Consider the following 14318-nt stretch of genomic DNA (forward strand, 5'->3'; position numbering starts at 1 on the left):
AGGTCAACGCGCGATGATGCACGTGTCAAAAAAGCATGGCGAAAAATCGCGTTCGGCCGCGTGCGACAGGGCGGTCAGCCCTATAAGTGCAAATCCCGATGATTGCACTGCACCAACGGCGCGACAATGTTGCGCAATGTGCATACGCGTCGGCGCGGGAGACCAACCCTCGAGGCGTACCACGGCGCCCGGGGGCAGCCCGCTGATCCGCTGACCTGTTCGCGGCCGCTTGCGCCAGGCATCCCGGTGCTTCGCCTGACTTCGTACGGAAGGGAACATGATTCTCGGCGACACGATTCTGGAAACACGCGGACTGACGAAGGAATTCAGGGGCTTCACCGCCGTGAACGGCGTCAACCTGCGTGTGCGCCGCGGTGCGATCCACGCATTGATCGGGCCCAACGGCGCGGGCAAGACCACCTGCTTCAACCTTCTCACCAAGTTCCTGACACCGACGGCCGGCCAGATCGTCTTCAACGGCATCGACATCACCGACGAGCGGCCCGCGCAGGTCGCGCGGCGCGGCATCATCCGTTCGTTCCAGATCTCGGCCGTGTTCCCGCACCTGACCGCGCTGCAGAACGTGCGCATCGGCCTGCAGCGCGCGCTCGGCACCGAATTCCATTTCTGGCGCAGCGAACGCACGCTGAAGCGGCTCGACGACCGCGCGATGGATCTCCTCACGCAGGTCGGCCTCACCGATTTCGCGCACGTGCCGACCGTCGAGCTCGCGTACGGCCGCAAGCGCGCGCTCGAGATCGCGACGACGCTCGCGATGGAGCCCGAACTGATGCTGCTCGACGAGCCCACGCAGGGGATGGGCCACGAGGACGTCGATCGCGTGACCGCGCTGATCAAGAAGGTCGCGAGCGGCCGCACGATCCTGATGGTGGAGCACAACATGAACGTGATCGCGGGCATCTCCGACACGATCACCGTCCTGCAACGCGGTGAGGTGCTGGCCGAAGGTTCGTATGCGGAGGTCTCGAAGAATCCGCTCGTCATCGAAGCCTACATGGGCAGCGCCGACGCGGCGCTCGCGGGGGCGCACGCATGAAGCACAGCGAACGGGAGGAACGCGAATTGAGCGGCGTCGAGAGCGGTACGCCCGCGCTGGAGATCACGGGCCTGGAGGCCTGGTACGGGGAATCCCACATATTGCACGGTGTCGACCTGACCGTGCATCGCGGCGAGGTCGTCACGCTGCTCGGCCGCAACGGCGCGGGCCGCACGACGACGCTGCGCGCGATCATGGGTCTCACGGGCCGCCGCAGCGGGTCGATCAAGGTCGCGGGCCACGAGACGATCGGTCTCGCGACGCACCGCATCGCGCATTTCGGCATCGGCTACTGCCCGGAGGAGCGCGGGATCTTCTCGAGCCTGTCGTGCGAGGAGAACCTGATGCTGCCGCCGCTGATCGGGCCGCGCGAGCACGCGATGTCGCTCGACGAGATCTACGCGATGTTCCCGAACCTCGCGTCGCGCCGGCAGAGCCAGGGCACGCGGCTGTCCGGCGGCGAGCAGCAGATGCTCGCGGTCGCGCGGATCCTGCGCACCGGCGCGAACCTGCTGCTGCTCGACGAGATTTCCGAAGGCCTCGCACCGGTGATCGTGCAGGCGCTCGCGCGGATGATCGTCGCGCTGAAGGCGCGCGGCTACACGATCGTGATGGTCGAACAGAATTTCCGCTTTGCCGCGCCGCTCGCCGACCGCTTCTACGTGATGGAGCACGGCACCATCGTCGAGCATTTCCAGGCGGCCGAACTGGAAAGCAAGATGCCGACCCTGCACGACCTGCTTGGGGTGTGACGCCGCCCCGTTGCCCTTGCCGCTAGCCGTGGCGGCCCTCGAACAACCACAACGCATCAGAACAACAGGAGACGTCAATGAAAATGAAGACCCTCGCACAGGCCTGTCTCGCACTCGCGGCCGCCGCGTTCACCGCCGGCGCCGCACACGCGGCGGATACCGTGAAGATCGGCTTCATCACCGACATGTCGGGGCTTTACGCGGATATCGACGGGCAGGGCGGCCTCGAGGCGATCCGCATGGCGGTCGCCGATTTCGGCGGCAAGGTGCTCGGCAAGCCGATCGAGGTCGTCTACGCCGATCACCAGAACAAGGCCGACATTGCCGCATCGAAGGCGCGCGAATGGATGGACCGCGGCGGGCTCGACCTGCTGGTCGGCGGCACGAACTCGGCCACCGCGCTGTCGATGAACCAGGTCGCGGCCGAGAAGAAGAAGGTCTACATCAACATCGGCGCGGGCGCCGACACGCTGACCAACGAGCAGTGCACGCCGTACACGGTCCACTATGCATACGACACGATGGCGCTCGCGAAAGGCACCGGTTCGGCGGTGGTGAAGCAGGGCGGCAAGTCGTGGTTCTTCCTGACGGCCGACTACGCGTTCGGCAAGGCGCTCGAGAAGAACACGTCGGACGTCGTGAAGGCGAACGGCGGGCAGGTGCTCGGCGCGGTGCGCCACCCGCTGTCGGCATCGGATTTCTCGTCGTTCCTGCTGCAGGCGCAGGCGTCGAAGGCGCAGATTCTCGGCCTCGCGAACGCCGGCGGCGACACGATCAACTCGATCAAGGCCGCGAAGGAATTCGGCATCATGAAGACGATGAAGCTCGCCGCGCTGCTGATGTTCATCGACGACGTGCACAGCCTCGGCCTCGAGACGACGCAGGGCCTCGTGCTGACCGACAGCTGGTACTGGAACCGCGACGCGGCGTCGCGCCAGTGGGCACAGCGCTACTTCGGCAAGATGAAGAAGATGCCGTCGAGCCTGCAGGCGGCCGACTACTCGTCGGTGACGACCTACCTGAAGGCCGTGCAGGCCGCCGGGACGACCGACTCCGACAAGGTGATGGCCGAGCTGAAGAAGATCAAGATCAACGACTTCTACGCGAAGGGTTACATCCGCACGGACGGTAGCATGATCCACGACATGTACCTGATGGAAGTGAAGAAGCCGTCGGAATCGAAGGAGCCGTGGGATTACTACAAGGTGCTCGCGACGATTCCGGGCGAACAGGCGTTCGGGACCAAGCAGGAGACGCGCTGCGCGTTGTGGAAGTAAGCAGGGCGTAGCGGCGCGCACGGGCGCGCCGCTCGGTGGCGGCTGCCGCGATGTGCCCGCTGCGCCGCCCGCGTGCGTGGCGCCTGAAGGTTGCGCACGCAACGAAACTCATTCTGACGGCTAAGTCGATGGAAATCTTTGGCATTCCGTTGCCGGCGATGCTGAGCCAGTTGCTGCTCGGGCTCGTCAACGGCTCGTTCTACGCGATCCTGAGCCTCGGGCTCGCGGTGATCTTCGGGCTGCTCAACGTGATCAACTTCGCGCACGGCGCGCTGTTCATGCTGGGCGCGATGCTCGCGTGGATGGGCCTGTCGTACTTCGGGCTGCCGTACTGGGCGATGCTCGTGCTGGCGCCGCTGGTGGTCGGCGCGTTCGGGATCGCGATCGAACGCTCGATGCTGCGCTGGCTGTACAAGCTCGATCACCTGTACGGGCTGCTGCTCACGTTCGGCCTCACGCTGGTCGTCGAAGGCGTGTTCCGGTCGATCTACGGATCGTCGGGCCAGCCGTACGACGTGCCGTCGCAGCTGTCGGGCGCGACCAACCTCGGCTTCATGTTCCTGCCGAACTATCGCGCGTGGGTCGTCGTCGCGTCGCTCGCGGTGTGTCTCGCGACGTGGTTCGTGATCGAGAAGACGCGTCTGGGTGCCTACCTGCGCGCGGGCACCGAGAACCCGAAGCTCGTCGAGGCGTTCGGCGTGAACGTGCCGATGATGATCACGCTCACCTACGGCTTCGGCGTCGCGCTCGCCGCGTTCGCCGGCGTGCTGGCCGCGCCGGTGATCCAGGTGTCGCCGCTGATGGGCCAGCCGATGATCATCACCGTGTTCGCGGTGGTCGTGATCGGCGGGATGGGCTCGATCCTCGGCTCGATCGTCACGGGCCTGCTGCTCGGCGTGATCGAAGGCTTCACGCGCGTGTTCTATCCGGAAGCGTCGGCCACCGTCGTGTTCGTGATCATGGCGATCGTGCTGCTGTTCCGCCCGGCGGGCCTCTTCGGCAAGGAAAAATGATGCAGAGAAAAGTGCTCTACGGCGTGCTGCTCGCCGGACTGCTCGCCGCGCCGTTCATCGGCGCGTATCCGGTGTTCGTGATGAAGGTGCTGACGTTCGCGCTGTTCGCGGCCGCGTTCAACCTGCTGATCGGCTATACGGGGCTGCTGTCGTTCGGCCATGCGATGTTCCTCGCGACGGCCGGCTACGCGACCGGCTATTCGATGCAGACGCTCGGCTTCACGCCGGAGCTCGGCGTGCTGGTCGGCACCGTCGCCGCGACGCTGCTCGGGCTCGTCGTCGGGCTGTTCGCGATCCGCCGGCAGGGCATCTACTTCGCGATGATCACGCTCGCGTTCGCGCAGATGGTCTACTTCATCTACCTGCAGGCGCCGTTCACGCACGGCGAGGACGGCCTGCAGGGCGTGCCGCGCGGCCGCCTGTTCGGGCTGCTCGACCTGTCGAACGACGTCGCGCTGTACTACGTCGTGCTGGCGGTGGTCGTCGCCGCATGCGCGTTCATCGTGCGGGTCGTCCATTCGCCGTTCGGCCAGGTGCTCGTCGCCATCAAGGAAAACGAAGCGCGCGCCATCTCGCTCGGCTACGACACCGACCGCTTCAAGCTGCTCGCGTTCATCCTGTCGGCCGGGCTCGCGGGGCTGGCCGGCTCGCTGAAGGTGCTCGTGCTCGGCTTCGAGACGCTGTCCGACGCGCACTGGACGATGTCGGGCCTGGTCGTGCTGATGACGCTCGTCGGCGGGATGGGCACGCTGTTCGGGCCGCTTCTCGGCGCCGCGCTGATCGTCGCGCTGGAAGACCGGCTCGGCGACATCGGAGAATGGCTCGCGTCGGCCACGGGCGTCGCGTGGTTCCATTCGCTCGGCGAATCGGCGACGATCGTCACCGGGCTGATCTTCATCGCATGCGTGCTGGCATTCCGGCGCGGCATCGTCGGCGAGATGGTTGCGCGGATCAAGCCGCTCCGGGCATCGCCCTGAGCGCAGGCCGTACGCATCGCCGCCCGCTGATGCGCAGCACCATCCCGCATGCGCCGAAAAGGGTATTGCGGCCGGCTCGGGCCGGCGCCGCGCGACAGGCTGGTGCCCCATTTTCGTGCGGCAATGCACCATAGGGGTAAATGCTAAGTTGTCGTGGTGCTTAAGCCTCTTTAAGATTCACTCTAGTTCTGATGCACCGCGAAACGAATTTGCAGGTGGAGAACGAGGAGACAATCGAGGCACAAAGTGCCCGGACCCCAAAGCGCTGTTGGACGGAATCCAACAGCGCTTTTTCATTTGCGTGCACGGATTTCCCCCGATGGTGCATCGGCCTGCGCGATAGTCGTGCCCCGCGCCTGCATGCGCATCGCATCGCTTCCGCGCTTCGCCGCGTTCTCCATTTTTCCCGTTCCCGTCATTCGTTTGCAGACAGCGCGCCGTCGCGCACATGCTGTCCGGGCTTACCCGGTTGGCGTGCGCGAATCGCGTCCGTTACACTCAGCTTTCGCCGACCGAGCGGTCGGGAAAACGGTCGGCAGTTCTCCTACAAGCAGAATGCAGAAGAGGGAGTACGGTTGGATGAGCAGCGCGGGACGATGGTTCGGGGCAGGAAAGGCGGCTGGCGCCGCCCGTTCGTCGCGGGGTGTGGCAACGGTCAGCGCGGCCTTCCCGGGCCGTTCTGCGGCCTGTACGCGCGCTGCGACGCCATCGCGGGTCGTTGCGTTCGCATCCGTATCCGCATTCTCATGAGCCGCCGTTTTTTCGACGTTTCACCGCGCGCATACCTGGCCGTATCCGGCCGGAGCGGCGTGCGTTCCCGCCATCGTTGCGCATGCATCGATCGTTCGCACGATCCCGTATTTCTTCGCCACCTTCATCCTGACGACACTGCTGCTGCGCATCGTGGCGGGCGAACGGCCGTGTCAGGCGGCAGGCGGCGGGTGTGCGGGGTTTCACGGGAAAACGAGCGTAGGCGCGGCCAGGCGAGATAGTTAAATTATTAACTTGTTTTGGGGACCGGGAGCCGCCCGAGCGACCCGTGGCTTTTTCGAGCAGCGTTTGGAGACAACGTAAATGAAGATGAATCGATGGATGGAGGCCGTGCTTGCCGCGGGCCTCGTGTGCGCGGCGGCAACGGCGTCGGCGCAGGTGAAGATCGGCGTGACGCTGTCGGCCACCGGGCCGGCCGCGTCGCTCGGGATCCCGGAAAAGAACACGATCGCGCTGCTGCCCAAGGAAATCGCGGGCAAGAGCGTGCAGTACATCGTGCTGGATGACGCCTCCGACACGAGCCGTGCGGTGCAGAACGTGCGCAAGCTGATCGACGAGGACCACGTCGACGCGATCATCGGCTCGTCCGTCACGCCGAACTCGCTCGCGATGCTCGACCCGGTATCGCAGGGCAAGACGCCGACGATCTCGCTCGCCGCGAGCGCGCAGATCATCTCGCCGATGGACGCGAAGCGCGCGTGGATGTTCAAGGTGCCGCAGAATGACCAGCTGATGGCCGATGCGATCGCCGGCTACATGGCGAAGCACGGCGTGAAGACGGTCGGCTTCGTCGGCTTCGCCGATGCGTACGGCGACAGCTGGTACAACACGTTCAACGCGGCGGCCGCGAGGAACGGCCTGAAGGTCGTATCGAACGAGCGCTACAACCGCACCGACGCGTCGGTGATGGGGCAGGTGCTGAAGCTGCTGGGCTCGAACCCGGATGCGGTGCTGATCGCGGGCTCCGGCACGCCGGCGGCGCTGCCGGCCAAGACGCTGAAGGAGCGTGGCTACAAGGGCAAGGTGTACCAGACGCACGGCGTCGCGAACAACGACTTCCTGCGCGTGTGCGGCAAGGATTGCGAAGGCGAGATCCTGCCGGCCGGCCCGGTGCTCGTGACCGACCAGCTGCCTGATTCGAACCCGGTGAAGAAGCCGGCGCTCGGTTACAAGGCCGCGTACGAGAAGGCCTACGGCGCGGGCTCGCTGTCGACGTTCGGCGGCCATGCGTGGGATGCGGGGCTGTTGCTGCAGCGTGCGATTCCGGAGGCGCTGAAGAAGGGCCAGCCGGGCACCGAGGCGTTCCGCGAGGCGCTGCGTGCGTCGCTCGAAAGCGTGAAGGACCTTCCCGTGTCGCACGGCGTGATCAACATGACGGCAACCGATCACAACGGCTTCGACACGCGTGCGCGCGTGATGGTGCAGATCGTCGACGGCAAGTGGAAGCTGCAGGCCGAGTAAGCATCACGTGAAACCGGCATGCGAGGCGCGAACGGCGCCGCGCATGCCGTCGGCAGGGCGCCGGGCCTGACGGGCCGCGCCCCGGGCTGCCTGGAACGTCCGGGGGCCGACACATGGCGGGTGACGCGCCTGCCGTGTCGCCCATGCCCCGCGGCGTTTCCGCCTTTCGTTTCTCCGCAGCATTCTCGATACACGAAACGTATGGATCTCTCGATTGCGGCGATCCTCGCGCAAGACGGCATCACGACGGGCGCCATTTATGCATTGCTGTCCCTGGCGCTCGTGCTGGTGTTTTCCGTCACGCGGGTGATCTTCATTCCCCAGGGCGAATTCGTCGCCTACGGTGCGCTGACGCTTGCCGCGTTGCAGGCGCAGAAATTTCCCGCCACCTGCTGGCTGCTGTTCGTGATGGGCATCGCGTGCTTCCTGCTCGAAGTCGGCGGCCTGATCCGGCATCGCGAGCGCCGCCATCAGCTCGGCCGCACGCTCGCGACGCTCGGCAGCCGCTACATCCTGCTGCCGCTCGCGGTGTTCGCGATCACGCGCAGCTTTGCCGCGCAGCCGATGCCGATGCTCGCGCAGATCGCGCTGACGCTTGCGATCGTCGTGCCGATGGGGCCGTTCGTCTACCGGCTCGTGTACCAGCCGATCGCCGAAGGCACGACGCTGCTGCTGTTGATCGTGTCGGTCGCCGTCCACTTCGCGATGGTCGGCCTCGGGCTCGTGATGTTCGGCGCGGAAGGCTCGCGTACCAACGGATTCTCGGACGCGTCGCTGGCGATCGGCAGCATGACGATCTCGGTGCAGAGCATCCTGGTCGTCGCCACGGCGCTCGTGCTGATCGGTGCGCTCTACGTGTACTTCGGCCGCACGATCGCCGGCAAGGCGCTGCGTGCGACGTCGGTGAACCGGCTCGGCGCTCGGCTCGTCGGCATCGGCACGACGGAAGCGGGGCGGCTCGCGTTCACGTTTGCGGCGGGGCTCGGCGTGCTGTCCGGGATCCTCGTCGGCCCGCTGACGACGATCTACTACGACTCGGGCTTCCTGATCGGTCTGAAGGGCTTCGTCGGCGCGATCATCGGCGGGCTCGTCAGCTATCCGCTCGCGGCCGCCGGCTCGCTGCTGGTTGGCGTGCTCGAATCGTATTCGTCGTTCTGGGCGAGCGCGTACAAGGAGGTGATCGTGTTCACGCTGATCATTCCGGTGCTGCTGTGGCGGAGCTTCGTGACGCCGCATGCGGAAGAGGAAGAGGAGTGACGCGATGAAGACGATGGTACGCAACAAGACCTTCTGGGTGTTTCTCGTGGTGTTGTTCGCGCTGCCGGTGCTGCCCGGCGCGCTGCACGTGCCCGAGTACTGGATCACGCTGCTGAACTACATCGGCCTCTATGCGATCGTCGCGATCGGGCTCGTGCTGCTGACGGGCGTTGGCGGGATGACGAGCTTCGGGCAGGCCGCGTTCGTCGGCATCGGCGCGTATGCGACCGCGTTCCTGACGACGCGCTACGGCGTATCGCCGTGGCTCGCGCTGATCGTCGGCGTCGTGCTGACGGCGCTCGTCGCGCTCGTGCTGGGTGCGGTCACGATGCGGCTGTCCGGGCACTTCCTGCCGCTCGGCACGATCGCGTGGGGCCTCGCGCTGTTCTACCTGTTCGGCAACCTCGAGCTGCTCGGCAAGTACGACGGGATCAACGGCATTCCGGCGCTGAACCTGTTCGGCCTCGCGCTCGAAAGCGGCCGCAGCCTGTACTTCCTGATCTGGGCCGTCGTGCTGGCCGCGATCGTGTCGGTGCAGAACCTGCTGAACAGCCGCCCGGGCCGCGCGATCCGCGCACTGCGCGGCGGCGGCGTGATGGCCGAGGCGATGGGCGTGAACACGGCATGGATGCGCGTGGTGATCTTCGTCTACGCAGCCGTGCTGGCGGCCGTGTCGGGCTTCCTGTACGCGCATCTGCAGCGTGCGGTGAACCCGACCCCGTTCGGGCTGAATCACGGGATCGAGTTCCTGTTCATGGCCGTGGTCGGCGGCGTGTCGCACGTGTGGGGCGCGGTGCTCGGTGCAGCGATCCTTACGGTGCTGCAGGACTACCTGCAGACGCTGCTGCCGAAGCTGCTCGGCTCGGAAGGCAACTTCGAGATCATCGTGTTCGGCGTGCTGATGGTGCTGCTGCTGCAGTACGCCCGCCAGGGCGTGTGGCCGTTCGTTGCCCGGCTGTTCCCGCGCGGGCCGAGCGCGCACGTGCCCGAGCAGGCCGATCCGCTGCCGCAGCGTGCGAAGCCGGCGGCCGGTGAGCCGCTGCTCGTCGTCGACAATGCACGCAAGCAGTTCGGCGGGCTCGTGGCCGTCAACGACGTCAGCTTCGACGTGAAAGCGGGGCAGATCATCGGCCTGATCGGTCCGAACGGCGCCGGCAAGTCGACCACGTTCAACCTCGTGACGGGCGTGCTGAAGCCGACGGGCGGCACGATCACGTTCCGTGGCGAGCGCATCGACGGGCTCACGTCGCGCCAGATCGTCCGCCGCGGCATCGGCCGTACCTTCCAGCACGTGAAGCTGCTGCCCGCGATGACGGTGCTCGAGAACGTCGCAATCGGTGCGCATCTGCGCGGCCATACGGGCGTCTGGCGCAGCATCGCGCGGCTCAATGCACACGAGGAGGCGCAACTGCTGGCCGAAGCCGCACGCCAGATCCGCCGCGTGGGGCTCGAGAAGCACATGTACGACGAAGCGGGCAGCCTCGCGCTCGGCCAGCAGCGGATTCTCGAAATCGCCCGCGCGCTGTGCTGCGATCCGACGCTGCTGCTGCTCGACGAGCCGGCTGCGGGGCTGCGTTACCAGGAGAAGCAACAGCTCGCCGACCTGCTGCGACGGCTGAAGGCGGAAGGCATGAGCGTGTTGCTCGTGGAACATGACATGGATTTCGTGATGAATCTCACCGACCGGCTGGTGGTGATGGAGTTCGGCACGCGGATCGCGGAAGGGCTGCCGCAGGATGTGCAGCAGGACCCGGCCGTGCTCGAAGCGTATCTGGGCGGGGTGGAGTGATGACGGACACGACGATGCCGATTCTCGAAGTGCGCGGGCTGGCAGTCCGGTACGGGAAGGTGGAGGCACTGCACGGTGCGGCGATCATGGTCGGTGCGGGGCAGATCGTCAGCGTGATCGGCCCGAACGGTGCCGGCAAGTCGACGCTGCTGAACGCGATCATGGGCGCGTTGCCGGTTACGGGGCATGCGTCGGGCGCGGTCGTGTACCGCGGCAGCGACGTCGGTGCGTTGCCGGTCGAGCAGCGTGTCGCGCGCGGGATGTGCCTCGTACCGGAAAAGCGCGAGCTGTTCAGCACGATGACGGTCGAGGACAACCTTGTGCTGGGTGCGTATCGCCGCAAGCAGGCTGGCGAATCGAACTTCCTCGACCAGCTCGACCACGTGTTCGTGCTGTTCCCGCGGCTGAAGGAGCGCCGCAAGCAGGCGGCCGGCACGCTGTCGGGCGGCGAGCGGCAGATGCTTGCGGTCGGCCGCGCGCTGATGGGCAAGCCCGACCTGTTGATGCTCGACGAGCCGAGCCTCGGGCTCGCGCCGCTGATCGTGAAGGAGATCTTTCATATCATCAGCGCGTTGCGCGGTACGGGGGTGGCGACGTTGCTGATCGAACAGAACGCGCGGGCCGCGTTGCAGATCTCGGATTACGGCTATGTGCTGGAGACCGGTGAGGTTGCGCTGGAAGGGCCTGCCGCCGAGCTTGCGCAGAATCCACGCGTGATCGAAACGTACCTGGGGCTGGCGAAGAAGACGGCTTGAGGGACCGAGCGGTTGGCGGGAAACGAACGGCGTGTTTCACGTGAAACACGCCGTTTTTATTTGCCGGTGAGGCCTTGTTGGCTCGAGGTCTGAGGATAAGCGCCGGAGGAATCGTCTTAAGTCCTGTGCGGTGGTGGCTCGTTCCACAGGCCGATGATGTGTGGAACCTCGGTGGACAAGGGTGAGAGTAACCGGCAGAAATGCTGTGAAGAGAAGGGGGCACAGCATGTCGTGTTCGCGCGGCCTCGCGGGCCACGGATATCGATCGGGTCATATTCCGCCTGCGGCGTTCTCGCCAGTCAGGTTTTTTGCACAGGTGCAGCGATGTACGGCAAACCGTGCTCGGGCTTTGCCTGAACAGGCTCGACACCCTGGATTCTCCCGTCCACGGCCCAAAAATCGACGAAATGCACAGACCCTACCATTCGGACGGCATTCGGGTGAAAAGCGAACCCGCTATAATTCGGCCCATACATTTCTCTGATAGGTTCGTGCGCAGCTCGGCGTGCGGAATCCACCATGCTTTTTCCCACAGAATTTGACGTCATCGTCGTCGGTGGCGGTCATGCCGGCACGGAAGCCGCGCTGGCGTCCGCCCGTATGGGCGCGAAGACGCTGCTGCTGACCCACAATATCGAAACGCTCGGGCAGATGAGCTGCAATCCGTCGATCGGCGGCATCGGCAAGGGCCATTTGGTCAAGGAAGTCGACGCGCTGGGTGGCGCAATGGCCGCCGCGACGGACGAGAGCGGTATTCAGTTCCGGATCCTCAATTCGTCGAAGGGCCCGGCCGTGCGCGCGACGCGTGCACAGGCCGACCGCATCCTGTACAAGGCCGCGATCCGCCACCGGCTCGAGAACCAGCCGAACCTGTGGCTGTTCCAGCAGGCCGTCGACGACCTGATGGTCGAAGGCGATCGCGTGGTGGGCGCCGTCACGCAGATCGGTATCCGCTTCCGCTCGCGTGCGGTCGTGCTGACGGCCGGCACGTTCCTCGACGGCAAGATCCACGTCGGCCTGAACAACTACACGGGCGGCCGCGCCGGCGATCCGGCAGCCGTGTCGCTGTCGTCGCGCCTGAAGGAGCTGAAGCTGCCGCAGGGCCGGTTGAAGACCGGTACGCCCCCGCGTATCGACGGCCGGACGATCGACTTCTCGAAGCTCGACGAGCAGCCGGGTGACCTCGATCCGATTCCCGTGTTTTCGTTCCTGGGCCGCGCGGAGCAGCATCCGCAGCAGCTGCCGTGCTGGGTCACGCATACGAACGAACGCACGCACGACATCATTCGCGGCGGCCTCGACCGTTCGCCTATGTATACAGGCGTGATCGAAGGCGTCGGGCCGCGTTATTGCCCGTCGATCGAGGACAAGATCCACCGGTTCGCGTCGAAGGAATCGCACCAGATCTTTCTCGAGCCGGAAGGGCTGACGACCAACGAGTTCTACCCGAACGGGATCTCGACGAGCCTGCCGTTCGATGTCCAGCTCGAGCTCGTGCATTCGATGCGCGGCCTCGAGAACGCGCACATCCTGCGCCCGGGTTATGCGATCGAGTACGACTACTTCGACCCGCGCGCGCTGAAGGCGTCGCTCGAGACCAAGGCGATCAACGGGTTGTTCTTTGCGGGCCAGATCAACGGCACGACCGGCTATGAAGAGGCGGCCGCGCAGGGCTTGCTGGCCGGCCTCAATGCGGGTCGCTATGTGCAGGAGAAGGACGCGTGGTGCCCGCGCCGTGACCAGGCCTATCTGGGCGTGCTGGTCGACGATCTCGTGACGCGTGGCGTGGCCGAGCCGTACCGGATGTTCACGAGCCGTGCCGAGTATCGCCTGAGCCTGCGTGAAGACAATGCCGACATGCGCCTGACCGAGATCGGCCGTGAGCTGGGGCTCGTCGACGACGCGCGCTGGGACGCATTCAGCCGGAAGCGCGACGCTGTTTCACGTGAAACCGAACGCCTGAAGTCGACGTGGGTCACGCCGAAGACGCTGCCGCCGGAAGAGGCGACCGCGCTGCTCGGCAAGGCGATCGATCACGAATACAGCCTCGCCGAACTGCTGCGTCGTCCGGGCATCAGCTACGACGGCGTATGCGGGCTGAAGGGCGGTGAATGCGGTCCCGCGGAGCCGCTGACCGACGATCCGGTGCTGCTCGAGCAGATCAAGGAGCAGGTCGAGATTGGTATCAAGTATCAGGGCTATATCGAGCGCCAGGCATCCGAGATCGAACGCAACGACGCGAACGAGAACACGCGCTTGCCGGACGGTATCGATTACCGTGAAGTGCGCGGGCTGTCGTTCGAGGTGAGCCAGAAGCTCAACGAGTTCCGGCCGGAAACGATCGGGCAGGCATCGCGCATCTCGGGCGTCACGCCGGCGGCAATCTCGCTGCTGATGGTGCACCTGAAGCGTCGCGGGCTGGGCCGCCGGAATGGCACGGCCGCCGAGGCAACGGAGCAGGGGGACGGCGCCGTCCCGACGCAACAATGACGGCGCGTCGCGCGCCGGCGGTTAATCGGGACGTACTGGAACAGATGCTCGTCGAAGGCACGGCGGCGCTCGACCTCACGCTGACGGATGCTCAGCGCAACCAGTTGCTCGACTATGTCGCGCTGCTCGGCAAGTGGAACGCGGTCTACAACCTGACCGCGATCCGCGACCCGAAGCAGATGCTGATCCAGCACATCCTCGATTCGCTTTCGATCGTCCCGCATCTGCGCGGCCGTGCGTCGGCGCGTGTGCTCGACGTCGGTTCGGGCGGCGGGTTGCCCGGCATCGTGCTCGCGATCGTCGAGCCGGACTGGCAGGTCACGCTGAACGATATCGTGCAGAAGAAGTCTGCATTCCAGACGCAGATGCGCGCGGAACTGAAGCTCGCGAACCTGTCGGTCGTCACCGGGCGGGTTGAATCGCTGCAGCCGGGCGTCGAAGTGCCGGAAAAATTCGACATGATCGTATCCCGCGCTTTCGCGGATCTGTCCGACTTCGTTAAACTTGCTCGACATCTGGTTGCGCCGGGTGGATCGATCTGGGCAATGAAGGGCGTTCACCCGGATGATGAAATTGCGCGTTTGCCGGAAGGCAGCCGCGTGAAGCAGACGATCCGGCTGGCGGTGCCGATGCTCGATGCCGAGCGGCATCTGTTCGAAGTGGCCGTCGACGACGCGAATTGAAGGCGCGCGGTAGCGCGCCGTTTGTTTGAAGGTAAA

The 14318-nt window shown here is 65.6% G+C and carries 11 protein-coding genes; all 11 read left to right on the plus strand.

The window, feature by feature from the left end:
* Window positions 1–277: 277 nt before the first annotated feature.
* The 11 genes from WJ12_RS00455 (at window position 278) to rsmG (ending at window position 14282) form a co-directional block, all read left to right on the plus strand.
* The gene (locus WJ12_RS00455) at window positions 278–1057 is read left to right on the plus strand and encodes an ABC transporter ATP-binding protein (RefSeq protein ID WP_006477266.1); all 780 of its coding nucleotides are present in this window, start codon (window positions 278–280) and stop codon (window positions 1055–1057) included.
* Complete coding sequence (locus WJ12_RS00460) at window positions 1054–1809, plus strand: ABC transporter ATP-binding protein (protein ID WP_049034865.1); 756 nt, start codon at window positions 1054–1056, stop codon at window positions 1807–1809. Before WJ12_RS00455 ends, WJ12_RS00460 begins: the two co-directional genes overlap by 4 nt.
* Before the next feature lie 77 nt (window positions 1810–1886).
* The gene (locus WJ12_RS00465; RefSeq protein WP_034188183.1) at window positions 1887–3086 is read left to right on the plus strand and encodes an ABC transporter substrate-binding protein; all 1200 of its coding nucleotides are present in this window, start codon (window positions 1887–1889) and stop codon (window positions 3084–3086) included.
* Between the two features lie 128 nt (window positions 3087–3214).
* Complete coding sequence (locus WJ12_RS00470; RefSeq protein ID WP_034188182.1) at window positions 3215–4099, plus strand: branched-chain amino acid ABC transporter permease; 885 nt, start codon at window positions 3215–3217, stop codon at window positions 4097–4099.
* Window positions 4099–5076, plus strand: a complete 978-nt coding sequence (locus WJ12_RS00475) for a branched-chain amino acid ABC transporter permease (RefSeq protein WP_059559546.1) — start codon at window positions 4099–4101, stop codon at window positions 5074–5076. Before WJ12_RS00470 ends, WJ12_RS00475 begins: the two co-directional genes overlap by 1 nt.
* Window positions 5077–6150: 1074 nt before the next feature.
* Complete coding sequence (locus tag WJ12_RS00480) at window positions 6151–7308, plus strand: ABC transporter substrate-binding protein (protein ID WP_049034863.1); 1158 nt, start codon at window positions 6151–6153, stop codon at window positions 7306–7308.
* Window positions 7309–7509: 201 nt separating this feature from the next.
* Entirely contained in the window at window positions 7510–8565 is a 1056-nt protein-coding gene (locus tag WJ12_RS00485) for a branched-chain amino acid ABC transporter permease (protein ID WP_034188179.1), read from the plus strand.
* A 4-nt stretch (window positions 8566–8569) separates the two neighbouring features.
* Window positions 8570–10354, plus strand: coding sequence for a branched-chain amino acid ABC transporter ATP-binding protein/permease (locus tag WJ12_RS00490; RefSeq protein WP_049032698.1), 1785 nt, complete (start codon window positions 8570–8572; stop codon window positions 10352–10354).
* Window positions 10354–11109 (plus strand): ABC transporter ATP-binding protein, encoded by a 756-nt coding sequence (locus WJ12_RS00495; protein WP_059559487.1) that lies wholly within the window; start codon window positions 10354–10356, stop codon window positions 11107–11109. The genes WJ12_RS00490 and WJ12_RS00495 overlap by 1 nt, the downstream gene beginning before the upstream one ends.
* Window positions 11110–11628: 519 nt before the next feature.
* Window positions 11629–13599 carry a tRNA uridine-5-carboxymethylaminomethyl(34) synthesis enzyme MnmG gene (mnmG, locus tag WJ12_RS00500; RefSeq protein ID WP_034188177.1) on the plus strand — a complete coding sequence of 657 codons (1971 nt, stop codon included), beginning with the start codon at window positions 11629–11631 and terminating at the stop codon, window positions 13597–13599.
* The gene (gene rsmG, locus WJ12_RS00505) at window positions 13596–14282 is read left to right on the plus strand and encodes a 16S rRNA (guanine(527)-N(7))-methyltransferase RsmG (RefSeq protein ID WP_034188176.1); all 687 of its coding nucleotides are present in this window, start codon (window positions 13596–13598) and stop codon (window positions 14280–14282) included. The genes mnmG and rsmG overlap by 4 nt, the downstream gene beginning before the upstream one ends.
* Window positions 14283–14318 lie beyond the last annotated feature (36 nt).

This window comes from Burkholderia seminalis, from assembly GCF_001718535.1.
Classification (GTDB): domain Bacteria; phylum Pseudomonadota; class Gammaproteobacteria; order Burkholderiales; family Burkholderiaceae; genus Burkholderia; species Burkholderia seminalis.

Bases quoted from the DNA above. Each gene is read 5' to 3' on its own strand.
- rsmG (WP_034188176.1), top strand. From the start codon at position 13,596: ATGACGGCGCGTCGCGCGCCGGCGGTTAATCGGGACGTACTGGAACAG.
- WJ12_RS00455 (WP_006477266.1), top strand. From the start codon at position 278: ATGATTCTCGGCGACACGATTCTGGAAACACGCGGACTGACGAAGGAA.
- WJ12_RS00465 (WP_034188183.1), top strand. From the start codon at position 1,887: ATGAAAATGAAGACCCTCGCACAGGCCTGTCTCGCACTCGCGGCCGCC.
- mnmG (WP_034188177.1), top strand. From the start codon at position 11,629: ATGCTTTTTCCCACAGAATTTGACGTCATCGTCGTCGGTGGCGGTCAT.
- WJ12_RS00470 (WP_034188182.1), top strand. From the start codon at position 3,215: ATGGAAATCTTTGGCATTCCGTTGCCGGCGATGCTGAGCCAGTTGCTG.
- WJ12_RS00485 (WP_034188179.1), top strand. From the start codon at position 7,510: ATGGATCTCTCGATTGCGGCGATCCTCGCGCAAGACGGCATCACGACG.
- WJ12_RS00480 (WP_049034863.1), top strand. From the start codon at position 6,151: ATGAAGATGAATCGATGGATGGAGGCCGTGCTTGCCGCGGGCCTCGTG.
- WJ12_RS00490 (WP_049032698.1), top strand. From the start codon at position 8,570: ATGAAGACGATGGTACGCAACAAGACCTTCTGGGTGTTTCTCGTGGTG.
- WJ12_RS00475 (WP_059559546.1), top strand. From the start codon at position 4,099: ATGCAGAGAAAAGTGCTCTACGGCGTGCTGCTCGCCGGACTGCTCGCC.
- WJ12_RS00495 (WP_059559487.1), top strand. From the start codon at position 10,354: ATGACGGACACGACGATGCCGATTCTCGAAGTGCGCGGGCTGGCAGTC.
- WJ12_RS00460 (WP_049034865.1), top strand. From the start codon at position 1,054: ATGAAGCACAGCGAACGGGAGGAACGCGAATTGAGCGGCGTCGAGAGC.